Below are 23,144 nucleotides of genomic sequence, written 5' to 3'. Positions count from 1 at the left end.
GACAACTGAAAACCAATTCCATGAAATTCATCGACCCCCACATTCACGTTACCTCGCGTACGACCGACGACTACGAAGCGATGGCCAAAGCAGGCGTGGCGGCGATCATCGAGCCGGCATTTTGGCTGGGGCAACCTCGCACCAACGTCGGTTCCTTCCAGGACTACTTCAGCAGCCTGGTCGGTTTCGAGAAGTTCCGCGCGGCCCAGTTTGGCATTCGCCACTATTGCACCATTGGGCTCAACTCGAAGGAAGCCAACAACGAGGCCTTGGCCGAACAAGTCATGGAGATCATGCCACTGTTCCTAGCTAAAGAGAACGTCGTGGCCGTGGGGGAAATTGGTTTCGATGACATGACCGCCCTCGAGGAGAAATACCTCCGTCTGCAGCTGGAAATGGCGAAGGAAGTCGACCTGCCGGTGCTGATCCATACGCCCCACCGCAACAAAAAGCAGGGAACGTATCGCAGCATGGACATCATCGAAGAACACGAAATCCCACCCCATTTAGTGGTGATCGACCACAACAATGAGGAGACCTGCGAAGAAGTCCTGCGACGTGGCTACTGGGCCGCGTTCACCATCTACCCCAAGACCAAAATGGGGAACGAACGCATGGTCGAGATCGTAAAGAAATACGGTCCAGAGAGAATCATTGTCGATTCCTCCGCCGATTGGGGTGTTTCCGACCCGTTAGCCGTTCCGAAAACTGGCAATTTGATGCTCGAGCGGGGTGTCCCGCAAGAGCACGTTGAGTTAACCTGTTACAAGAACGCTTTGGCTGCTTATGGCCAGAGCGGTCAGTTCGAGGAATCGGATTGGCTCACCCCAGAACCCATCGATCAACGTACGTTGTTTGAAGGGAATAGCGTTCTGCGGGGAGGCCAGGCTCCTCGAGTCGATAAGCCTGAAGACGATCGTATCATTCAATAAGCTCATACGTCTTCCAGCTTCAAGACGGATCGGTTTCCCGCAAGGGAAGCAACTGAACAGAGACGCTAGGCACCACAGTAAAAGGAAATGCGTTCGGAACCGCATTTTGCTTTCGCTATCCAGAGGCACCCAGCACTTTGCCTTAAGGGTCGTTACGTTTGCGACCCGACGACTGGACCAGCTTACTTACGGTGTGTTATGAGCTTTCATCGCAATGGCGCAAGCGACAAGTTGTCGCGGCGCGAACTTCATTTCGAGAACTTCGAAGACGTTCTCGGTGAAGCAAGAAGTCTTTCTCGTGTCGGTTACCACCGCGTATCGAAGTGGTCGCTAGGACAAATCTGCGATCACCTATCGCGATTCATGGATGCGTCGCTCGACGGTTTTCCGCCAGCACCTTTCTATGCCGCGATCGTTCGGCCGATTGCCCGCATGATGTACCTGGGCAAGATTCTGCGAAACGAGCAGATGCCGGCCAGGCTACCCACGCTCAAGGAGTTCACTCCCGGAGAATGGGCTGAGGATCCCAAGGCGATTCCTCAACTGGAAGCTGCAATCGCCCGAATTACCGACCCCAACGCCCAGTTCGTTCCATCGCCACTTTTTGGCAGTTTAACGAACGATCAGTGGCGAAAGGTTCACCTGTGGCATTGCCAGCATCACCTGGAATTCCTCATTCCAGCAGCTAAAGACGCAACGGCGTAAGCAGGGTCGACCGCCCATCGCGGCACAACGAATCGCGCGCTATTCGTTGTGCCGTTATTCAGGTTGATCCCCTTCGGACCTTGCCATTTGGCATGCAGCGTCGTATCCTGCGCGACAAACCCAGTTGTGTCGTTTCAGGAAAGACCCCATCCATGTCTGAAGATATGCATACCCCGGAGCCAGCGTGGCGTCCCCTTTCCAAGATCCAGCGTCGCGTGCTTGGCGTGCTGATCGAGAAAGCCAAGACAACGCCAGATGCCTATCCCATGTCCCTTAACGGTCTGACGACCGGCAGTAATCAGAAAAGCAATCGCGACCCTCAACTGAACCTGGAAAGCTGGGAAGTCGAGGAAGCGATCGAGCAGCTGCGCGAGATGGGTGCTGTCGCCGAAGTGCATGGAGACGGACGCGTCGTCAAGTTTCGCCACTATGCCAAAGACTGGCTGGGCTGCGATGGAAACGAACTTGCCGTGATGGCCGAGTTGCTACTGCGCGGTCCCCAAACCGTGGGCGAGCTGCGCGGCCGGGCAGCTCGAATGGGCAAGATTCCCGATATGGGCTCGCTGCAGCCACTTCTGGATGATCTCCAGCGAAAGAAGCTGATCATACCGCTCACCCCCAAGGGGCGCGGGCAAGTCGTTACGCATGCGCTGTTCAGCGAGAAGGAACTGACCGAGCAGCGCAACCAGTTGGGCGATGGACGAGTTGTCGAATCGCATGTCGAACCGCCTGACGCCACGTCGATCGCCGAACCAGTCCAGCGTCCGGTCAGCCCCGAGCCAACGTCTCCTCCGCCAGCGCCAGTTGCTACGTCGGCAACCGCGTCTTCCGATAGTTCGGAGATTGCCGAGCTCCGCGCAGAAGTGGCCGCCCTGAAGGCGGAACTCGAACGCCTGAAGAAGGACGTTGAAGATATCTGGTCGAGCATGACCTGATCGGCATCTTCACGCCCCTCACAGTAACGGAAGTTGCCGTGCGAGTTAACTTCGCTTTAAGGTGCGTTTTAGTTTTGACGAATCAGCCTGCATTAATCGCTGCGCCAATTGCTATCCGCGAGAGCGTGATTGAGAATGACTCTCGCTGTGAAGCGTTCCAATTGGGTCGGCACCGTCGTATACGGTGCCGGCCTTTTTTTATGCCAGCAAACAGGCACTAAGCGCGGAACTGTCGAAATCGATTAGTATTCAACCCACTTCCAGCCGATAGGCGCTTCCAGCTCTTTTTCTGCAAAGTAGGCCCATGGCGTGTCCGGGTGTTCTTTGATGACACGTTCGAGATACTCTTTGGCCTGCAGGCGGGTCTTTTCCAGGCGGCTACCAGCTTCTTCCAGGGTATCGGCCGGTTCGAGGTTCCACGTGTTGTGCGAAGGGTCCTCGAACTTTCGCCCCCCCTTCAGAATCGCGAGCATCTGGTTGTAACCATCGACGCGAGCCTTATTGGCAGCGGCGCGGCCCAGGGCCAGGTCGTAGCTGGCCTGCCAACGCTTATCGGTGATCTTATCGCGATCTTTCTCCCCTTCGGCCAGCGGATCGTAAATAGCGTTGATCAGCGGCTCTAAGCGTGCAGCAATGCGTTGGGCTCCATCCAGTGCGTTTTTCAGCCGAGCTTCGTCCTCCACCACGAACTGCGAAGCGGGATAGGTCATCGCTTCGACCTGTCCTTGCGAAGCAGCCTGATGCAGCGCGGCGAGCGCTTTGTTCTCGGAGAGCTGGGTCTGATACTGGGCTTCGGTCAGGTACTGTGGCGGGTACTTTCGCATCACCTCGTCCTCGAACCGTATGGCACTGCCTGGCCAAGGAGCCGAGCGAAGCCGCGACACGAGAAACGATCCACGCGTTTGATAGGCCAAATAGGTCAAACTGAATGGACCGTAGCCGCTATCGACGTCGTCACCGCCGAACCCGCCACTGTTGAACTTCATATCGACACGTTGCGAGTAACGTGTTTCCGGTCCTTGCAGCATCGCTGGTATGCCGTCGGTTCGCGATTCCTGCGGGGCGACTTCTGCCATCTTGCGTCCCATCGGGGCAGGCACACCAATCGCATACACTCGCACACCGGTCGTGTTGGCCTTTTCCACGATCGCGTCGACCTGTTGCCAGTCATCGCCAGCTTCATCAGTAACCACAACCACCATCAGCTCGCGAGCTTGCTGCTGCTTGATCGGGCCGTACTTATCGAAGACCTGGCCGATTGTGGCGAAGGTAGATTCCTTGCCCGAGTTGTCGGTCTGAATGGCGTTGAGCTTGCCGATCACTTCATTGAAGTCGGTCGTCGGCTGCTCGAGTACGAAATCGGTTTTCTCGCCAAAGCTGACAATCGCGGTAGAAAGAGCTTCTGCCGATTTTCCCCCAGGCAAGCCATTGGCCTGAAAGTCGGAGTACAGCTTCTTCACACCACTAGCCCACGAACTTCGCAGTTCGGAAGCACTGAGCGTCGAGTCAACGACCCAGACAATCATGGTCGGAGCGAAGTCGATGCTGCTGGCGATCTCCGAACGCAACCGTTCGACGTTTTCTTCGACACTCGAATTGGCTCCCACCGCTTTGCCGCTACCAAACCGGCTGGCACCGCCGCCTCGCAGCGAGGTCGTGCGAATCATCGTATTGCGAGCTTGGGCTTCTTTGGTCTGCACCGGCTTGGGATCCGCCTTGGGCTTAGGTGCCGGCTGTGCAGGAGCGGGCTGCTGCTTGGGCTCGTTCTTGGCCAGTGGATTGCGAAACTTGACGTTGTCTCCACAACCAACCAACATCACCACGCCCACGAGCGTCGCGGAGATCCATCCCAATGCGGCGTTGTTCACAGTTATCATTCGGCGAGGCATGTCAGTAGAGGCTCCCAAGGAAGAGAAATACGGCAGGACGACCGACTTTTATTCTACCCCTCATTTCAGTCGGGTCGAGTCGATGTCCGAGATTCCCTGTGCCAGCATCCCCCACCACAGCACTGATTGCTTAGGGACTGGCAATTGCGGCGAATATTCGAAACAATAACGCAGATCGAATACGAATAAGGATTTTTCATGCCCTCTGAGCAAACCCTCGCCGGAAAACGAATTCTCATCTTTGTAGGTGACATCTACGAAGATCTCGAACTGTGGTATCCTCACCTGCGCTTGAAAGAAGCCGGGGCCGAATCCGTTTTGGCTGGTCTTACCGCAGGCGAAACGTACGCCGGCAAGCACACCTATCCCGCGAAAGCCGATATCGCGATCGCGGATCTCGACCCCAACACGTTCGACGGTGTGATCTGCCCTGGCGGTTTCATGCCTGATCGGCTACGCCGAGAAGATCAGGTGAAATCGCTCGTTCGACACTTTCACGACAAAGGCCAATTGGTGGCCGCCATTTGCCACGGAGGATGGTTCCTGGCTTCGGCCGGTATCTGTCGTGGGACTCGCCAAACGGGTTCACCAGGCATCAAAGACGACATGATCCATGCCGGCGTTACCTGGGAAGATGCGGAAGTAGTCGTCGACGGCCATATCGTTACCAGTCGCCGCCCCGACGACCTCCCGGCGTTTTGTCGTGCGATCATCGGCGTGCTGGAGAAACAAGCCTAATGTCGCTCGCCCACCTCACGATCGCCACACAAGATTCCGCGGCTACGGCTAAGTTCTTTCAAGAGATCTTCGACTGGCCGGAAGTCCATCGCCCAGCTAACGTCGACCTGACAACCTATTGGCTCGATATCGGGCACGGCCAGCAGGTCCACGTGCTGCAGGTCGATGACTTCCAGGTGTCTCCATTCGAACGGGAATTCGGTCGCCACTTCGCCTTTCTTTTTTCGGCTGCCAAGCTCGTCACCATTCGCGAGCGACTCGCTGAAAGAAACGTCGACGTCATTCCGCCGATTCGCCCCACTCCGTTCGAGCGGTTCTTCTTTCAAGATCCCAACGGGTACATGTTCGAAGTAATCGACCAGGATAAGTTCGTCCAAGAGAAATAACTAAGCGGTACTGCAGTGAAAGCAACGGATTGCCAAAGTGTTCACGGATGGACTTCGCTGCAGAAATATCTCTTCGCGGCCCTGCTGGTCGGCACGTTTCTCTTTCAGCTTGCTTTGCTGCGTGCGGGACACGACTGGGGAGGTGACTTCGCCCAGTACTTGAGCCACGCACGCAACCTGGCCACCCTTGAAAGCTACGCTGACACCGGCTATGTCTACAACCCCGATGCGGCGGTCATCGGGCCGCGCGCCTACCCACCGCTCTTTCCGCTGTTTCTGGCACCGATCTACGCGGTCTTTGGCGTTAACTACACTGCGTTTCGTGTTGCGATTCTCGTGCTGTTTGTCGCAACGGTCGCGATTTCCACGATCCTATTCGCCAGACGACTATCACCATGGGCGTCCCTTTGTTTTGCAGGGCTGCTGGGTACCTGTCCAATCTTCTGGGATTTCCATCTATCCATTCTCTCGGAGCATCTGTTCATGCTGTGGTGGATGCTGACCTTCTATGTCTATCAGCGTTACCGCGGCGATCCCGAAAAACCTTCCGAGCACTTCGGACCGGCAATCGTAACCGGCCTACTCATATATCTGGCCATCGGCACGCGGACCGTTGGCATCGTGCTACCCCCTGCCCTGCTGCTGACCGAGGTTATCCTTTACCGCCGTTTAACACGCTACGTCGTGGTCAGTATCACGGCGGCCATTGTTTTCTATGCCTTTCAGAAGTTCGCATTTCCGATCGGTGGCTCTGGCTACCTCGATCAGCTTTCCGAGATCAATGTCCGTACGCTTGCGTCGAACCTGTTTGCCGACTCGGTCTCGTTTCTGTACTTCTGGAAGAATGGCTACGCGAAGTGGCTTACCGCGGCGACCGGCTTCTTTCTGGGACTGATCGCAATCACTGGTTTCTGCAAAGAAAGCTGGCCGCGGCCGCAGCTTCTGGCCATCGCCAGCGTATTTTATTTTGTACTGATCGTGGTCTGGCCTGGTGCCAATGGCATTCGCATGACGTGGCCCTTATTGCCAGGCTTTTTGTTTTGGCTGCTGTATGCCCTGGAAAACGTTCCCGCATCAGAATCGTGGCGAAAGGTATGCCTGACAGGCTTTGTCGTCTTCACGCTGGCCTGCTATGTCGGCGAGTACTCCGCTTCCGAGTACGGCCTATTAGATGGTCCCGAGACTCCAGCTGCGCAAGAACTATTCGCAGAAGTCAACGAGCGGGTCGATCCAGAAGAGATGTGCCTGTTCTTCAAACCGCGTGTTCTGGCATTTTACACGCGTCGAAACTCGATCGGGTATCCCATCGATCTCAATCCCCAGTCACTCGATCGTACGCTGGAAACAGCCCAAGTCGATGTCGTGATCACGCGCAGCGACCAACTGCCAGAACTGGAGAGTCTTCTCAAGCAGGATGGCTTTCAGATCGACTGGTCGAATGCCGAGTTTCAGCTCTGGCGGAAAAAGGGCACGCCTTAGACGGCTGCCAACTGGCCTTGCTGTTCGAGCAAGACTTCTTTCACAATGTAACGTAGGCGAGGCTCGGCGGCCTGGGCGGCTCGAATGACATCGTACTTGCCGACACAACCCAAGTTGTCTGGCAGGCAGATGTTGGTCACCGTCGATAAAGCCAACACGCGCAAGCCAACCTGGGCCGCGACGATCGCCTCCGGCACGGTGCTCATACCAACGACGTCGGCCCCGATCTTCTTGAGAAAGCGGTACTCGCTCCGCGTTTCGTAGTTCGGCCCGGTCATGGCCGCATAGACGCCGCGATGATGCGGGATCCCTTCACGGCGGGCAATGCGAGCGGCCGCGTCGAGCAGTTCTTTATCGTAAGGACTCGACATATCGGGAAAACGCTTGCCGAGATTCGGATCGCTGTGCCCGGTCAGCGGATTGCGCCACATGAAGTTGATGTGGTCTTCCATCAGCATGATGTCGCCGCTTTGATAAGTCGGGTTCATGCCGCCGCTGGCATTGCTGACAACCAGAATACTAGCCCCCAGCGCCTTCATCACGCGAACCGGCAGGGTAATCGTTTCGAGCGAATACCCTTCGTAAACATGAAAACGGCCCTCCATGACCAACACTGGGACAGTGCCCAGTCGTCCACATACGAGTCGCCCCTTATGACTCAGGGCGGTAGAAGATGGAATGTGCGGCAGGTCTTCGTAGTCGATCGTCACTTCGACATCGACACCATCAGTCAGCGTACCGAGCCCTGTTCCTAAAATGATTCCGGCCAAGGGGCGTTCGTTCCATCGACGCCGAATGGCAGCAGCCAAATCCTCGACCTGGGCTTTAAGCTTGAACAAGCATCAACTCCTGTTCCCTTACCACTCTGGGCAAGTGGCCAACCGTGTACCAACATTGCCCCTCACCCTGGCCCTCTCCCCTGAGGGGCGAGGGGACAATAGTCGCGTGCCGTTACTAACCGGCGTACTCTGTCAGCACACCTTTGACCAGCGTTCGCAGCTTCGGTTCTGCTTTGTTGGCAATCGCAATGATCTCGGCCACATCGGCTGGCTTCAAGGCATCCGGCAGGCACAAGTCAGTGACAATCGAGAAGCCAACGGTCTTCAGCCCGCAGTGTACCGCGACAATCACTTCCGGCACGGTGCTCATGCCGACCAGGTCCGCGCCGATAGCACGCAGGAAGCGGTACTCGGCACGCGTTTCGAGGTTCGGCCCGGCGACCGCCACGAATACGCCCCGATGCGCAACGATATCTTCCTTGCGAGCGATGCCCAGAGCCTTGTCGATCAGCTCGTGATCGTACGGGGCACACATATCCGGGAAGCGTGGCCCAAGGCGATCGTCGTTGATACCGATCAGCGGGTTATCCCCCATCAAGTTGATGTGATCGTCGATCAGCACAATGTCGCCGCAGTTATAGAACGGGTTCATACCGCCGGCCGCGTTCGAGCACAGCAGCAGTTCGGCACCCAGGGCCTTCATCACGCGTACTGGCAGGGTAATCTGCTTGAGCGAGTACCCTTCGTACATGTGGAAACGGCCTTCCATCGCCACGACCGGAACCCCACACAGCGTACCGCAAACCAACCGGCCGCGATGGCTGGTCGCCGTCGAAGCGGCGAAGTGCGGGATGTCGGTGTATTCAAACGAGGCCTCTTCCTCGATCTCTTCCACCAGGCCGCCCAGCCCAGTGCCCAGGATGATGCCAGCCTTGGGGGTCTTGTTCCATTTCGCTTGGATAACTTTCAATGCGTCCTGGATTTTGTCGTACAGATCGAGCATGAGCGGGCATTCCCGTTTGGAACTGAACAGATGGGCCAACGTAGCCCCCGATTATGCCACGTTCCCTTCGAGCCACAAGTCCCGACATGTTATGGAGGGGATTCGGAGCGAATTCAGCGAGAAACAAGAGAAGAATTTCTGACCACGGATGAACACGGATAGGTTTTGAGTTAGCTGGTCGTAGGATGGCTACGCCTTCCGAGGCGATAGCCATCTTGAATCTATGAAAAAGATGGCTATCCGCCGAGGACGTCGGTAGCCATCCTACGACCTATTCCATCAACTCTTATCCGTGTTCATCCGTGAAATCCGTGGTCAGTCCTCTTCTTCCTATGTGAGTACTAAACCCTCACGCGATCGAAATCGACGGCGAATTTATCGCGGGAAAAGAGAACGCCTGCGTCGTCTTCAGAAACTCGCCCATAGAGACTTCCATCCAAGACCGGAAACTCCCTGCGCTGGCCATCTTCGAACTCGAACGTCACGAAGTAGCTGGTGCTGGCCGAACTGTTCTCACCTCCGCCGGAAACCTGAGTGCGTTTCCCGGTGACAATCGCCGCGATGGCATCGACCTTGCCATCGCGCATCGTCTGGAAGTTTTGGAACATACGGATCGCCATGAACACGCCCATCACGAACATCCCCAGAGGTACAATCCCCATACAAAACGGGATGATTGAAAACGGGAACGCCTGTTCGCTCATGCTGGCCACTCCGCCGATCCCAATCGCCATCACGGCAATGAACAGGGAGATGCCACAAAACATCGTGAAAAAGACCCCCAGAAAGATCATCTGCCCGATGCCTGGCTTGGGCAACTTTTCGATGCGCTGTGCCGAGAGTCGATCGACATACAACGGAGAAAGCTGGATGCGTCGGAAAATGTCCCGATCGTGCTGTTGGTTGGGGGATGTCGTACGCGAACCGCAAAACTCGCACGTTAACGAGTCTTCCAGCAAATTGGCTCCACAACTGGGGCACTTCATACGGCTAGGGTTCCTGATCGACAAGCGATGGCAACAAGGGACTCGGCAAATGAGGATTCGTTTCAAGTTAGCGAATATTGCGGCCTGATTCGATGACAGGCCCCGATTTTTGCCCCCAGGGCGTTATACTGGCGACATCCCGTTGCATTCTTTCCACCCCCAGAGATGCCAGAGCGGATGACCAAAGCGGAAACTTCCCAGCTTGAACTCCATCACGATGTCCCCTGCCCCGGCTGTGGATGCCTGTGCGATGACCTGACAATCGGCCTCGCCAATGGCCAGGTACAATCGATCGAGCCCCCCTGCGCGATGGCGAACGCCTACTATCGGCAGCCAGGCCTATCGGCAGACGATTGCCGCGTGGACGGTAGCCTGGCCACCACGGCCCAGGGCACGCAGCGCGCCGCCGAGATCCTGCAAGCCGCGAAAGCTCCCCTCTTCTTCGGCCTGGGAGAAACCTCGAGCGAAGCCGTACGACGCACGATTGACCTGGCGGACCGCGTCGGGGGAATCGTCGATGCGACGCACCCAACCTTCTACGATCCCACCGGACGCACCATTCAAACGACAGGGCTCGTCACGTGCTCGCTGGGTGAAATCCGCCAGCGAGCCGACTTGGTGATCTTCTGGGGCTGCGACCCGCAGACAACCCATCTGCGACACTGGCAGCGATATAGCGTGGAAGCGACCGGACGCTTTGTGCCAGGCGGAAGAAATGATCGAACGCTCGTGGGCATTGGCACGCCGAACAAAACAACCGATGCGTGCGACTCGTTCATCCCCCTGAAGCCAACGCAGCAAATCGCCGCATTGCATCACTTGATCGGTCTGGCACAAGGCAAGCCAGACCATCGCAGCGTGCTCGACGAAACACAAGACATGGCAAACGATCAGCTCGCGCAGCTTTACGAGCAACTGTGCCGTTCGAAGTATTTTGTGTTTGTGCTGGGTGATGAATTCCTGCGCCGAGAAGCAGGCCGGGTTCCGCTGGAACTGCTCGCCCAGTTCGTGCGGCCGATGCACGAGCAAACGCGTGGGGCCATCTCGATCTTGCGTCCAGGCCCCAACTGGGTTGGTGCTGGTGGCGTGGTCGCTTCACGAACCGGCTACCCTGGCGGTGCCACGCTCACGCAAGGTATTCCGCAGTTCGATCCCGACAATCTCTCGGCAACCAAACTCCTCGCGCAGGGGCGCGTCGATGCGGCCGTTTTCTGGGAAGGACCTTGGCTGGCCAATCTGCCAGAGTCCGCACGTCAAACGCTGGCGAAGATACCCACGGTGGTCTTAGGGCATCGCAAGTGGGCGATGGACTTCACGCCAAGCGTGTTCTTCCCGATTAAAAGACCAGGCTTCACCGACAGCGGGACGATGTCTCGCATGGACGATATGCCGTTGCCGATCCGAGCACTAACTCAGGAGAATCTACCGGCGGCAGAGGAAGCAGTTCAGGCCATGTTGGAGAGGATTTCGGCCTGACGAAGAATGAGCCTCTTACCTTACGGCAATAACGCAACGGTGAATCCGATACCGTATACTAACGCGTGAATCACGAGAAATACGGCGTATTGGCGAACTTCCGGCTTTTGGGCAAGCTGAGTAACTGGATGCAATGCGTTCTCCTTTTCCAAGAGAAAATCCGAGGGAAGCCGTTTCCTTGAAATCGCTTCCTGGGGGAGAGGAATCGCATCCTGCGACATGGCGAAAGGTGGGTTTCTGATAGCCAACTCCACTATAGGCATCTGCGTCTCCAAGTTAAGGCCCTTTCACAATTCAGCGGTATTTTTTCTGTAAACAACTTCGCTTTCGCACTTTTACACCAAGTTTGCAACTTGGTCTTTCTACGAAAAACGCTGAGTCTGCCCTGATTTTTCCACTCGTAAGGGGCGATCAATGCACGTACGAGCGACTCGTTTGAATCTTCAAATTCATACCTGCGTGCTGGACTCGTTACCGGCCTACTCGTTAGCGCATTATTCACGGCCAAAAGGTTATCGTGATCGCACGGTGCATGTTGCGAAAAATCGACACGCGATTCTCGCAATTCAACGCGCGAAGCTAGGAAATCTACAAAGGCACCCCGAACCTCCTTCATTGGGATGAAACAGCCAAGATGGGCAGTTATAATGAGCCGTCCATCAAATACCCTCCTCCAATTCCGCAAAGGATCATCCATCATGGTGCTCTCTCGTCGTCAGTTCCTGGCCGCCGCCTCGGCAGCCGTCGCCGCAACTGCCATCCCTGGCCGTAGCGTGTGGGCGAAGTACGATCCCGATCGCTTCCCTGGATTCAAGGTCGGGCTGCAAAGCTACTCGCTGCGTGGATTCGACGTCGACAAAGCCATCAACACGGCCGGCGAACTCGGTTGTGCTCATCTCGAGTTCTTCGGTGGTCACTTCTCGCCAACCTCTTCCCCTGAAGAAATCGCCGCGATGAAGCAGAAGATGGCCGAGCACGGCATGGCCATGTATGGTCACGGCGTTCACGGCTTCAGCAAGGACCACGCCAAGAACGAAGCCCTCTTCAAGTTTGCCAAAGCCGCCGGTATCAAGAACCTTTCGGCCGATCCAACGCCTGACGCATTCGAGAGCCTCGACAAGCTGGTCGATCAGTACGACATTCGCATCGCCATTCACAACCACGGCCCGTCGCATCGTTACAACACGGCCCTCGACGTGCTGAACGCCGTCAAAGATCACGATCCCCGCATCGGTGCATGTGCCGATCTGGGTCACTACATTCGCAGTGGTGAAGATCCAGTCGAAGTGATTCGCCTGCTCAAAGGTCGCCTGTACGGTATCCACCTGAAAGATTTCGCCGAACAAAAGGAACGCACCAAGGGTGTTATCCTCGGCAAGGGGCACCTCGACGTTGTGGGTGTCTTCCGCGCTCTGAAGCAGGTCGACTTCCCAGCCGACGGCTGCCTGTCGCTGGAATACGAAGAGAACCCCAGCGATCCAACCGCCGACATTCGCGAGTGCCTGGCGATCGCCTCCGAAGCGTGCAAGACCGCTGCGTCGTAACGCTTCGATCAAGCAACGAAAAAGGCCGCCGATGGCACTCACCTCGGCGGCCTTTCTTTTTGGTACCTGCGTTCGATCTTACTGGATTGATTCCAGCTTCCAATCCAAACGGGCCTGCAACTGCTTCCGCAAAGTAGCGTGCCGAGGATCTTCTGCCAGGTTATAAAACTGCTGCGAATCGTTCTTCATGTCGTACAGTTCGATGCTGTCGTCACCGTAGCGAATGAGTGCCCAGCGACTGGTTCGCAGCAGATGATCGTTGCGATTTCGTAGCGTGTAAACCTCTTCGTGAATCGTCGACGTGGGGTCGTTCCAAACGGCAGCCAAACTCTTCCCTTGCACGTGGGCAGGAATGCTCAAGCCGCATAGCTCGGCCAACGTCGGGTAGATATCGATCTGCTGGCTCAACGCAGCCGTGGTCGCGGCATCCTTACCCGGCACGCGCACGATCAGCGGAATGCGTGTCGACTCTTCGTGCAGACTCATCTTCTGCCAGAACTCATGTTCGCCCAGATGATACCCATGGTCGGCGGTGAAAACGACGATCGTGTTCTTCTCCAAGCCCAACCGGTCGAGCGTCCCGACCATCTTGCCAACCTGGGCATCCATGAACGTGACCGCTGCGTAGTACGCTTCCAACACCTTCTGTTTCTTCAGCTGCGTGTCGAGCCCACTGCCGCGGCTGTTCTTCACGATGCCGGCCTTGGGAATATCGTCCCAGTCCCCATCGACCTGCTCGGGCAAGATCATCTTCTCGGCCGGATAGTCTTCAAAGAAGGATGCCGGTGCCACCAGCGGAACATGCGGACGCACCAGTCCTACCGCCAGGAAGAATGGCTGCTTGTCTTTGGCCCGAGCTTCGAGAATCTCGATCGCCTTGGCCGAGGCCTTCATGTCGGCCTGTTCGGCACCATCGCCGGGGGTCTTCACCACGTAAAACGCACCGCCATAGCCAAGTTGGTAATGAATGTCTCGGTTGGGGTCTGGCTTCAAACGCACTTTGTCCAGGTTCTCGTGCTCTCCTTCGCTCCACTGCTCAGGTGCTTTGCAGTTGAACCGCTCGGTCCACGATGCCGCATGATCCGGCCCATCGACCCCGGCGGTGATATCGCCAGGTACCCGCATGTGATAGATCTTGCTCACGCGAGCCGTGTAGTAGCCGTTGTCTTTAAAGTGCTGGGCAAGCGTCGGCCGCTCCCCCAGGTTCTTCGTGAAATTGTCGGAAGCTCCATTCGAGGTCACCCCAATCGCCTGGGCATACATGCCCGACATCAGCGAGGCCCGCGAAGGCCCACACACCGGGTACTGCGTAAAGGTCCGCTGAAACCTCATTCCCTGCGATGCGAGCGCATCGATATTCGGCGAATGACACTGCTGGTTTCCATAACACCCCAGCGACTGGCTCCCCAGGTCGTCGGAAATGATGAACAACACATTAGGCTTCTCAGCACGACAATCGCGCCCCAGCCAAGCCAGCAACACGAGCACGCAGCAAGAGGTCAAAACAAGACGCACGACAGGCATAAGGCCTCCAAGGAAAGAAGAGGAGCGTGGCAGGTTGGGGGTGATTATAGCTGCCGGGAACGCGAGTTTCGAACGCTCGAGACATCGATATGCGTGCCCCCCAATCGTATACCCAATATACGGCATTTACAAAACTTCAAAGGTAGACCGCACTCCCCATTCCAACTACACTAGTCATCAAAATCGATAGATTCATTCGCGATATCAACTAAGAATCACCTTCGTAAGCTCACATCCAGCAGTTCTGAGAAGAACCTTTCCGGCAAGGCAGTACCGACGAATGTTCCAACGTAGCCGCGTGAAGAAGTCCAATTCCCGAAAAGCGCAAGCCAATCGACTGAAGTCGGAAATGCTCGAATCGCGACGCTTATTAGCAGGCCTGGAAGTTGTTGCGATTCCTTTCATTCAAGGGCAACCCGACGTCCCTCACCCGGTTCACGAGCAAGGCAACATCACCCTCAAAGCAATCGCCCGTGGTGCCGACTCGGGTGGCGATTATGAAATCTGGTGGGACACCGACTTTGACGGCAACTTCGATAACAACCCGAGCCGTATTGTGAACGCAACCAACGGCACCGATACCATCTACGATATCGGTCAGACATTCACGGTCCCCAACGTCAGCTTCGACCAACAACTAGACGTTCAAGTCCGCATCCGTGAACTCGACAGCGGCGAAGAAGCGTTCGGCACGTTTCATATTTACGTGAACGACTTCCGTCCTTCCAATGATCCACGCAACTGGACTGCCCAGCAATTGGAAGTGATCCAACAGATGTCGGTGCAGGAATCGATGTGGTACGTGCATCGGAACTTGACCCGTTCAGGCGATCTCACGTCAGGCATGACGGCCGAGTACGCTTACGATAACGTGACACCGCAAGCAATAAAACTCTTCATCTCGAACACCCACCTGCCTGCCTATGCACCTGACTCGTTCGATTCGTATGGTCAAACGATTCCACAGAACTTTGAAGCCACCAACGATGCACGCTGGCATGCCGATCCGTATGCCGAATCGGCAATGCGGATGCTCAACGAGGTGGTTTCCACGGCGTTGATTGTTGCCGTTCCATCGTCCGATGAAGGAGATCAATCAGGCTTTTTCCCAAATGGAACTCCCGTTACGGCCAATCGTTTACCAGGTACCACAGACGAATTTGGCGTCTACTTCTCTGGCTACTACTTTCCTTTTGATACAACTTCCGTAGGCAGTCACGCTACCGCCTTATCAGCTGTCGCACTCTCGCTCAGTGCGTTAGGAGGCACACCGATACAGGTAGGTGATACATCTGGATACAGTTGGGAATGGCTTACCCAACAAGGTGTCGACTGGCTTGGTTTTGCTCAAACCGATAGCGGCACCGGAAGAGGTGCCTGGGGTTACCAAGCGAACGATACAGAATTATTTGGTGCCGACACGCTGAAGTGGGCTGTCACCGCGTTTTCCGATGTCGAGCGTGTGGCGGCACCATATGGCGTGATTGTTGATAACCTGCACAAATACCGCGTTGCTGATGCCCTGATCGCTCACGCAAATGCCAACGGGCTTGCCGAACACTTTATTGGAAGTCAGACCGGTGACTTCATGCATACTGGGACCATGATTCAAGCCGCCCGATGGCTAGGCATTCAGTATTTCTCACCGAGCGATAATCAAATCGCATTTCCAGGAATTTCTTCCGCAACTCGCGGACAACTCAACCAAAGCTTGCTCACTTTCTCGTCCGCAGCCGCATCGTATTGGAATGCCCTTAACAAGTTATCCTATTTCGGGTTCTTCGATTCTTTCTGGCGAAATAGTGATTATCTGCAAGGAAATACCAACGCCCTATACAACGTTACCACGAGCGGCGAACCTCTGATCATGCTGCGTTATGCCGATGCGTTCCGTGAAGGACAACAGGAAGTAACGGTTTTCGCCAATCACGACTGGAACAGGGAGTTCACGACATTCCTATCGCGAGGTCAAGAGCGGCATACGAGCACTTTGGATCCCTGGCAAGACTATGACACTTTCGGAAGTTTTGTCACTCTATCAACCGTCACCAATAGCTACACCTTCAATCACGGTGCGCCTTACTGGAGCAGTGTCGTTGCTGGCCTGGCCATGACCTCAGCCACCACCAATCCTCCCAAGTACGGCAGCATTACTCTGCCGACCCAGGCCTACGCAGGCCAATCGCTCGAATTCTCTCTCGACCCTGCTCCAAACTTCCTTGCTATCCAGTGGGACTTCGACGCCAGCAATGGCCTGGGCTGGGACACCACCGGAACCGCGGATGCCACAGGATCGACGGTGAACTATACTTTCAGCAGTCCTGGCATCTATACCATTACCGCCAGAGGTGTCTTTGCAGATACTACTTCCTATCTCTACACACGTACCCTGCGTGTTGATATCAACACGCCCCCTGTCGCCAACAACGATTCCATCAGCACCGACCAGGACAGCACCGTCATGTTCGATGTCCTGGTCGACAACGGTTCGGGAGCCGATCAAGATACCGATGGCAACCTCGATGCATCGCTGACCACGGCCCTGACCAGCCCCGCCAAGGGGATCCTTACGCAACAAGCTGATGGCAATTTCACCTTCGACCCCAATGGTGAGTTTGACGATCTGCCTGCTGGCCAATCGACGACGGTCTCGTTCGACTATCAGATCGAAGACGTCGCCGGAGCGACATCCACCGCCACCGTCGCCATCACCATCACCGGCAACAACGATGCCGCCACCATCGGCGGAACGCTGACCGGTACTACCGACGAAGACACGGCCACCGCCATCACCGGTACGGCCACGGTCAGCGATGTCGACACGGGCGAAGACGCATTCACGCCTCAGGCTTCCACCGCCGGTACCTACGGTACGTTCACCATCGACGCCAGCGGCAACTGGATTTACACACTTAATCCAGCATCCGTGCAAGACTTGCCGACAGGTAGCTCCGCCCAGGAGAACTTCAACATCGCATCGTTCGATGGCACTACCAGCCAGGTCGCCATCACCATCACCGGCAACAACGATGCCGCCACCATCGGCGGAACGCTGACCGGTACCACCGACGAAGACACCGCCACCGCCATCACCGGTACGGCCACGGTCAGCGATGTCGATACCGGCGAAAGCTCCTTCACGCCTCAGGCTTCCACCGCAGGTACCTACGGAACGTTCGCCATCGACGCCAGCGGTAACTGGACCTACACCCTCAATCCGGCATCCGTGCAAGACTTGCCAGCGGGAAGTTCCGCCCAGGAGAACTTCAACATCGCATCGTTCGATGGCACTACCAGCCAGGTCGCCATCACCATCACCGGCAACAACGATGCCGCCACCATCGGCGGAACGCTGACCGGTACCACCGACGAAGACACCGCTACCGCCATCACCGGTACGGCAACCGTCAGCGATGTCGACACCGGCGAAAGCTCCTTCACGCCACAGGCTTCCACCGCAGGTACCTACGGAACGTTCGCCATTGATGCCAGCGGTAACTGGTCGTTTACCCTTAATCCGGCATCCGTGCAGGATCTCTCGATTGGCGATCACGTTGACGAGTCGTTCACCGTTACGACAATCGACGGAACGGAGGAGATGATCTCGATTCGCATCGATGGGGTGAATGATCTGGCGATTCCCAGTATCGATACGGTCACCTCGTTCCGCTTTGTCGGATCGGAAATCGAAGTCACCGCTTCGGCCACCGATGTCGATGGCGACGACAGCAGCATTGACTACCAGTACGCCGTCTACATCGACGGCAACCCGACCGCCGCGTTTAGTGGGGGCGGTGTGGATCAAACACAGTTCGCTTTCACGCCCACCGTGGCAGGCGAGTATCGGATTGAGTTGACCGCAATCGATGACGACAACGGCGAAAGCACGGTCGACACGACGATCACCGTCGGCACAGCTTCGCTGGTTTCGTTCCAGTTTGCCGACGATGGTGCCCTGCCTGGGGGCGTGAACAACAATGGACCAGGCCCCGAAGCGTTGTACCACGAATGGCAAGACGCGACTGGCCAGTTGTGGATCACTATCGATGCCGACGTGCCGAACGCTCCGTTCGATCTGACCTTCCAGTTGACCTCAACCGACAACTGGCTGGCCGAACCGCAGTTAGTAGCCCACATGGCCAACAGCAGCAGTTGGCAGCATCAGCAAGATGCCAATACCCTCACCACCTCTGGCACGCTGCACGGCTTGGACTTGTCTGAATACCAGGCAGGTGATCGCGTTTTGCTGGCGACGATCGTCTACCCGGACGATCTCACCGAACCTGCCGGCCTCCTCATGAACAAGACAGGCGAGTACACCACGGCGACCAACGACCATGGCGTACAGCTTGTCTATGCCCAGGTATCCCCCAGCAGCCAACCGTTTGCTGTAGATCAAAACGTATCTGGCCAGTTCTTGCCGGTAGTCTACGACTCCAACGACGACGGCAAGATCGGCATCGCGGACTTCGCTCAATTCATTTCGCAGTACAGCAAAGCACCTAACGCCAGTAACCCCGAGGCCTACCGATTCGACTACAACTGGGACGGCAAGGTCGGCATTAACGACTTCGCCAACTTCATCAGTCACTACGGGCGAAAGAAAGGGAACCCACCTGCGACGATTGTCATGCCCAATCCGACGCCTGGCCAGCCACAACAATCGCTCGTCCTGGAAGGTGAGTCCCTTGCTTCGCCCGAGCTGAGCCTGCTCGCGGAATCGTCCTATCCAAACGGGGCTAGTGAATTCACATGGCTGCCGCCGGTTGCATCCTTTGACGCCGCCTCTGGATCGCGCCGTGTCGAATCGCAAGAGTCCGCCTCCGACGAAATCGCTCTAACGGACGATCTCGCAGAAGTGCTTCCTGGCATCTCAGATCACGCGGACTTCGATCTGAAAGTAGTAGATGCGATCTACCAGAACGATCTGTTGCCAGAATCCGAAACGCTGCTGACCGAGGACGACGATCTCAACATCTATCAACTGCTTGCCGAGTAACAGCGAAGCCCATCCCACCTGTCGCAGCCCATGCTTGGCGATAGACCCCATTTCACCAAGCCTGGGAAATGCATGCATCACGTTCTCGCGGTTGCCAACCGTGGACATATCGTGATATCATGAGGGATACCCCCCCCTCCTGATTAAGCAAAATGCGACCCCTGCTTCATAAAACGTGGAACGCCATCCCTATGCGTCATCTGATATGCATAGGAACGCTCTTGGCGTTTACTGCCTCTGCGGTAGGTGTGCCCTGGTTCGCCGAATCGAATTCATCTTGCCACTGCGACAAAAACCTCAAGGCCGCCGGGCAGTGCTGCTGTTACCAGGCTAAGAATGGCCGCGCTGTCGCCTCCTGCTGTGCGTCAGGCCCGCTTCTGGCAAAGTCCTGTTGTAGTCCATCCACGAAGTCGTGCTGCGCTACCAGGCCGCAAGATTCCCAGGATGACGCATCCGAATCGCGGCTGCAGATTAATGCTTACTGTGGATGTGGCAGCCCAGCCGAAACGGGTCTTCTGATCAATGCGGAACCACGTATCTTAGACGACGCTGCCATCGGCCCGATGCATGCCCAGGGAGAACGATGGTTTCCACCTCGAACCATGCTCCCACCCAACCGCTCGATTCTGCCCGAAACTCCTCCTCCGGAAGTGTGCTCGCTTTTCTCCTCACTGACCTAACGATCGGACTGTCTGATCGTTAGCAAGCACCACACATTTCCTTCCATCTATGGAGTTTCATTCATGAGGTACTCAACAGGAGTGCGCGCGCCCGTTGCGCGCGGGTTTACGCTCGTCGAACTACTTGTCGTCATCGCGATTATTGGCATCTTGATCGCTCTGCTGCTTCCAGCCGTACAACAGGCCCGCGAGGCTGCCCGACGATCGCAGTGCAAGAATAACCTCAAGCAGGTAGGGCTAGCTTTGCACATGTACCACGACACGCTCGGATCGCTGCCCCCTGGTTGGATTGCGAATCATCCGAGCACCAACCAACCGTACTGGCTTGGCATCCCTGGCTGGGGTTGGGGAGTTCGCATCCTGCCGTTTATGGAGCAAGGCAATATCCAGAAGAACCTGATCGATTTCCGTCTGCCAATGCTGAACTCGTTTCACGATGAGGTACGCACCACGTCGATCCCTTCGTTCATCTGTCCATCGGATACCGGCGATTCGACCTTCGTTCTGGAACCAGGCCCGATGCCCATGCCCAACTACTCGGCTAGCTTCACGGATACGGTTGTGCCGAAATCGAACTACATCGGCGTGTTTGGCACGGTTCGCATGGTCAATGCAGGCTGCCCGACCGGCGAGTGCATCGGCAATGGCAGCTTTGTGCTCCAGAAGGGTTTTCGCTTCCGTGACATGACCGACGGACTGTCCAACACATTTATCGTCGGCGAGCGAAACTCTGAGTACTCTCCATCCACCTGGCTCGGAGTATTCGCAGGCGCGGCCCATGCACCTGGTCGAATTGTCGCAGTCGCCGAGAACCCACCCAACTCGGACACCTCCCCGGGATTCACCTTCAGCAGCTATCACCCAGCCGGAACCCAGTTTCTCTCTGGCGATGGTTCGGTAAAGCTGATCTCCGAGAATATCAACCAAGCCACCTATCACGCCTTGTGCACACGAGCAGGCGGCGAAGTGATCGGGGAATACTAAGTACGCCCGCCTCGCCAGTGCCACCACCAACCAAGCACCTGGCAGCAAGCATCAAAAGCCAAGAAAGCCGGCCCGATGGGCCGGCTTTTGAAAGTGTGCTCCCTGTTGGAATCGAACCAACAACCTACTGATTAAGAGACTGGACGCTCATTCTGATAAGTGCGAATCAGATAACGACTTAGGCGAAGGCCCTTTTACGGCTTGCACTTGTATCTGTCAATTGCCCTCTGAGCTTGCCGAAATCGTCGACGCCTGGCCCACGTTGCCGGCCTCGGTTCGTGAAACGATTTCTATGCTCATTCGATCGGCGCGGGTTTTTTGAAACGCGTTTACTCTCAGCTCAAAAACGTAGTAGGAGCGTCGGCGATGCGACTAAAGACATCAAACCCATTTACTACGCGCAGTCTATAGGGTACGATCAATTACGATGTTTGCGCTCAATGGAGCACAGGCATCCTCTTAAATGAGAAAGACGAATGGCAGTGGGGAACCCCAACCGTTCGGCCTTATTGCTCGATATCGCAGCGGACACTGCGATGACAATAAGCTGCCATCCGTACTTCGAAATCGCCTTGCCCCGATGCGGTGTGCGTTACTCTAGAAAGCTAACCGCATTGGGACTCTTTTGACTGCGGACCAGCAGGTCGACGATATGGTTGACCGTCTGCTGGCCCAGAATCCCTTCTCATTACATGCTTCCTCCTATGCCGAGTAGTATCTACATCCCTACTCCGCTTGTCAACTCCCAAAATGACAAATTTTGTCGCCTTGTCGATTGCCGAGAAAAAGCGAAGGGAGTATAGTTAAAGCGTACACCACCCAAACACGGAGCAGGGCCATGTCAGAAGACCCGAAAGTGCGAAAAAACCGAAGCCCCAACCACCCTTCTTTACCGCTTGAAACGGCTGTTGAGAAAACCAAGCTTCTCTTCGAGAAGTATCATCGACAGCCGGCACCATTGATGAATGCGTGCACAACAATCGGCTATAAAACGATATATAGCACCTCGAATCAAGCAATTGCGGCCCTGAAATCATACGGACTAGTTGACACCACGGGCAAAGGGGACAACCGTCGCGTTGTAGTTACGGAAGTAGGCCAGCGAATCGCTAAAGATGCTCCGGACCGAGATCAGCTGCTGAAGGAAGCAGCCCTTGCACCTCCGATCCACAAAGAAGTCGTCGAGTTTTATAACGGCGAGTTGCCCCACGATGACATTTTGCGAGACTACTTGCTTTGGGAACGCCCCGAAGGAGCACGATTCAACGAAGACGCAGTCGATGGATTCATCAGTCGCCTACGCGATACGATGAAGTATGCAAAGTGCGGAAAGCACGACAAAAATAACAACGAAAATGAGGATGGAGCTACACCACCTGCGCCGGATAATGGAATTAACCTCGATGATTCTCCAACGGAGATCAAAGTTGGGTCAATTGTCCAATGGACCTCGCAAGGTGTGCATCAGTTTCCGCATCCTCTCCCAATTGTTCGAATTGACGAGCACAACGGGGAGCGTTTCGCATACTTCGAGGGGAAAGGCCATGCTCCCATGTCTCAGTTATCACTTTCAACGGAAACGACCGCAAAACCGCCGGTGGAATTGAATTTGCTCACTCCTTCGAGCCAGATTCCTCCACCGCAACAAACTGAATTCAAAGGGCCTGTAGTACGATTCCCGCTTGCTGGAGGCACTAATGAAGTTGAAATTCGACTCAAGAAGCCTGTTTCGAAGAAAGATTTTGATCGAATTACTCAACTCTTAGCCCTGTCAGAGGATTCACTCGTCGCGGACGAAACCGACGCTCCAGCGCCTTAGTGCGACGATGAAATCATATCGCTGCCGTTTGCCGCACAGATACTTTCGTTCCGCTACCCGGTGCTTGGATCAAGAGACTTTGGCTAAGTAAACGGCTAGTCTTTGAAACTTGGTACGACTTCTAACTATCTGCAATCACTTGATGATATGCCAGCTTCGGCGGCCTGGGTGGGTCAAAAGTTTGTCGAAGTCTGCCTTTAGCCAAAAGCTTGCACCTACAGATGACTCCGCATGTCATCAGACGGCCCTTGATGTCACCAAGACCGTCCCAACCAAAGAAACGTTA

General features: G+C 55.8%; 16 protein-coding genes. 11 read left to right on the top strand and 5 right to left on the bottom strand.

Features of this window, described 5'->3' with window-relative positions:
- Positions 1-20: 20 nt before the first annotated feature.
- The 3 genes from C5Y96_RS02155 to C5Y96_RS02145 all read left to right on the top strand — a co-directional run bounded on the left by C5Y96_RS02155 (position 21) and on the right by C5Y96_RS02145 (position 2,572).
- Positions 21-932 (top strand): TatD family hydrolase, encoded by a 912-nt coding sequence (locus C5Y96_RS02155; RefSeq protein ID WP_105349908.1) that lies wholly within the window; start codon positions 21-23, stop codon positions 930-932.
- Between the two features lie 198 nt (positions 933-1,130).
- The gene (locus C5Y96_RS02150; RefSeq protein ID WP_158261045.1) at positions 1,131-1,637 is read left to right on the top strand and encodes a DUF1569 domain-containing protein; all 507 of its coding nucleotides are present in this window, start codon (positions 1,131-1,133) and stop codon (positions 1,635-1,637) included.
- Between the two features lie 152 nt (positions 1,638-1,789).
- A complete protein-coding gene (locus C5Y96_RS02145; protein WP_105349906.1) occupies positions 1,790-2,572 on the top strand; it encodes a DUF480 domain-containing protein in 783 nt (260 codons plus the stop codon).
- 242 nt (positions 2,573-2,814) lie between these two features.
- On the opposite strand, the gene C5Y96_RS02140 is transcribed toward C5Y96_RS02145, so the two are convergent.
- Complete coding sequence (locus C5Y96_RS02140) at positions 2,815-4,461, bottom strand: vWA domain-containing protein (protein ID WP_105349905.1); 1,647 nt, start codon at positions 4,459-4,461, stop codon at positions 2,815-2,817.
- A 198-nt stretch (positions 4,462-4,659) separates the two neighbouring features.
- On the opposite strand from C5Y96_RS02140, the gene C5Y96_RS02135 reads away from it, so the two are divergent.
- The 3 genes from C5Y96_RS02135 to C5Y96_RS02125 are packed head-to-tail and all read left to right on the top strand — an operon-like array spanning position 4,660 to position 7,064.
- A complete protein-coding gene (locus C5Y96_RS02135) occupies positions 4,660-5,199 on the top strand; it encodes a type 1 glutamine amidotransferase domain-containing protein (RefSeq protein WP_105349904.1) in 540 nt (179 codons plus the stop codon).
- The gene (locus C5Y96_RS02130) at positions 5,199-5,585 is read left to right on the top strand and encodes a VOC family protein (protein ID WP_105349903.1); all 387 of its coding nucleotides are present in this window, start codon (positions 5,199-5,201) and stop codon (positions 5,583-5,585) included. The genes C5Y96_RS02135 and C5Y96_RS02130 overlap by 1 nt, the downstream gene beginning before the upstream one ends.
- A gap of 15 nt (positions 5,586-5,600) precedes the next feature.
- Positions 5,601-7,064 carry an ArnT family glycosyltransferase gene (locus C5Y96_RS02125; protein WP_105349902.1) on the top strand — a complete coding sequence of 488 codons (1,464 nt, stop codon included), beginning with the start codon at positions 5,601-5,603 and terminating at the stop codon, positions 7,062-7,064.
- Here C5Y96_RS02125 and C5Y96_RS02120 read toward each other — a convergent pair.
- From C5Y96_RS02120 to C5Y96_RS27575, 3 genes are all read right to left on the bottom strand, one after another.
- Positions 7,061-7,903 carry a purine-nucleoside phosphorylase gene (locus C5Y96_RS02120; protein WP_105349901.1) on the bottom strand — a complete coding sequence of 281 codons (843 nt, stop codon included), beginning with the start codon at positions 7,901-7,903 and terminating at the stop codon, positions 7,061-7,063. The two genes, C5Y96_RS02125 and C5Y96_RS02120, sit on opposite strands and share 4 nt — an antisense overlap.
- A 115-nt stretch (positions 7,904-8,018) precedes the next feature.
- The gene (locus tag C5Y96_RS02115; protein ID WP_105349900.1) at positions 8,019-8,846 is read right to left on the bottom strand and encodes a purine-nucleoside phosphorylase; all 828 of its coding nucleotides are present in this window, start codon (positions 8,844-8,846) and stop codon (positions 8,019-8,021) included.
- Between the two features lie 341 nt (positions 8,847-9,187).
- Positions 9,188-9,832, bottom strand: coding sequence for a DUF2500 family protein (locus C5Y96_RS27575; RefSeq protein ID WP_199188617.1), 645 nt, complete (start codon positions 9,830-9,832; stop codon positions 9,188-9,190).
- Positions 9,833-10,009: 177 nt separating this feature from the next.
- On the opposite strand from C5Y96_RS27575, the gene C5Y96_RS02105 reads away from it, so the two are divergent.
- Together C5Y96_RS02105 and C5Y96_RS02090 are read left to right on the top strand one after the other, a co-directional pair.
- Entirely contained in the window at positions 10,010-11,308 is a 1,299-nt protein-coding gene (locus C5Y96_RS02105) for a hypothetical protein (RefSeq protein ID WP_105349899.1), read from the top strand.
- Between the two features lie 698 nt (positions 11,309-12,006).
- Entirely contained in the window at positions 12,007-12,852 is an 846-nt protein-coding gene (locus tag C5Y96_RS02090) for a sugar phosphate isomerase/epimerase family protein (RefSeq protein ID WP_105349896.1), read from the top strand.
- Between the two features lie 78 nt (positions 12,853-12,930).
- On the opposite strand, the gene C5Y96_RS02085 is transcribed toward C5Y96_RS02090, so the two are convergent.
- Positions 12,931-14,376: a sulfatase gene (locus C5Y96_RS02085; RefSeq protein WP_105349895.1), complete on the bottom strand. Its 1,446-nt coding sequence runs from the start codon at positions 14,374-14,376 to the stop codon at positions 12,931-12,933.
- 280 nt (positions 14,377-14,656) lie between these two features.
- Between C5Y96_RS02085 and C5Y96_RS02080 the strand changes: the two genes are divergently transcribed.
- The 3 genes from C5Y96_RS02080 to C5Y96_RS02070 all read left to right on the top strand — a co-directional run bounded on the left by C5Y96_RS02080 (position 14,657) and on the right by C5Y96_RS02070 (position 22,858).
- On the top strand, positions 14,657-19,375 hold the full coding sequence (locus tag C5Y96_RS02080; RefSeq protein WP_105349894.1) for a VCBS domain-containing protein: 4,719 nt from the start codon (positions 14,657-14,659) through the stop codon (positions 19,373-19,375).
- Positions 19,376-20,118: 743 nt separating this feature from the next.
- Positions 20,119-21,039: a DUF1559 domain-containing protein gene (locus tag C5Y96_RS02075; RefSeq protein ID WP_105349893.1), complete on the top strand. Its 921-nt coding sequence runs from the start codon at positions 20,119-20,121 to the stop codon at positions 21,037-21,039.
- An 838-nt stretch (positions 21,040-21,877) separates the two neighbouring features.
- Positions 21,878-22,858, top strand: coding sequence for a hypothetical protein (locus C5Y96_RS02070; RefSeq protein ID WP_105349892.1), 981 nt, complete (start codon positions 21,878-21,880; stop codon positions 22,856-22,858).
- The last annotated feature ends 286 nt before the right edge of the window (positions 22,859-23,144 follow it).

Source organism: Blastopirellula marina (genome assembly GCF_002967715.1).
Taxonomy (GTDB): domain Bacteria; phylum Planctomycetota; class Planctomycetia; order Pirellulales; family Pirellulaceae; genus Bremerella; species Bremerella marina_B.
Note: the sequence above shows the minus strand (reverse complement) of the source record. Positions and strands in the feature narration are given on the sequence as shown.

Excerpts from the sequence above, each read along its gene's own strand:
- C5Y96_RS02130 (WP_105349903.1), top strand. The coding sequence starts at position 5,199 with ATGTCGCTCGCCCACCTCACGATCGCCACACAAGATTCCGCGGCTACG.
- C5Y96_RS02155 (WP_105349908.1), top strand. The coding sequence starts at position 21 with ATGAAATTCATCGACCCCCACATTCACGTTACCTCGCGTACGACCGAC.
- C5Y96_RS02140 (WP_105349905.1), bottom strand. The coding sequence starts at position 4,461 with ATGCCTCGCCGAATGATAACTGTGAACAACGCCGCATTGGGATGGATC.
- C5Y96_RS02085 (WP_105349895.1), bottom strand. The coding sequence starts at position 14,376 with ATGCCTGTCGTGCGTCTTGTTTTGACCTCTTGCTGCGTGCTCGTGTTG.
- C5Y96_RS02115 (WP_105349900.1), bottom strand. The coding sequence starts at position 8,846 with ATGCTCGATCTGTACGACAAAATCCAGGACGCATTGAAAGTTATCCAA.
- C5Y96_RS02080 (WP_105349894.1), top strand. The coding sequence starts at position 14,657 with ATGTTCCAACGTAGCCGCGTGAAGAAGTCCAATTCCCGAAAAGCGCAA.
- C5Y96_RS02145 (WP_105349906.1), top strand. The coding sequence starts at position 1,790 with ATGTCTGAAGATATGCATACCCCGGAGCCAGCGTGGCGTCCCCTTTCC.
- C5Y96_RS02090 (WP_105349896.1), top strand. The coding sequence starts at position 12,007 with ATGGTGCTCTCTCGTCGTCAGTTCCTGGCCGCCGCCTCGGCAGCCGTC.
- C5Y96_RS02105 (WP_105349899.1), top strand. The coding sequence starts at position 10,010 with ATGACCAAAGCGGAAACTTCCCAGCTTGAACTCCATCACGATGTCCCC.
- C5Y96_RS02150 (WP_158261045.1), top strand. The coding sequence starts at position 1,131 with ATGAGCTTTCATCGCAATGGCGCAAGCGACAAGTTGTCGCGGCGCGAA.
- C5Y96_RS02135 (WP_105349904.1), top strand. The coding sequence starts at position 4,660 with ATGCCCTCTGAGCAAACCCTCGCCGGAAAACGAATTCTCATCTTTGTA.
- C5Y96_RS02070 (WP_105349892.1), top strand. The coding sequence starts at position 21,878 with ATGTCAGAAGACCCGAAAGTGCGAAAAAACCGAAGCCCCAACCACCCT.
- C5Y96_RS27575 (WP_199188617.1), bottom strand. The coding sequence starts at position 9,832 with ATGAAGTGCCCCAGTTGTGGAGCCAATTTGCTGGAAGACTCGTTAACG.
- C5Y96_RS02075 (WP_105349893.1), top strand. The coding sequence starts at position 20,119 with ATGAGGTACTCAACAGGAGTGCGCGCGCCCGTTGCGCGCGGGTTTACG.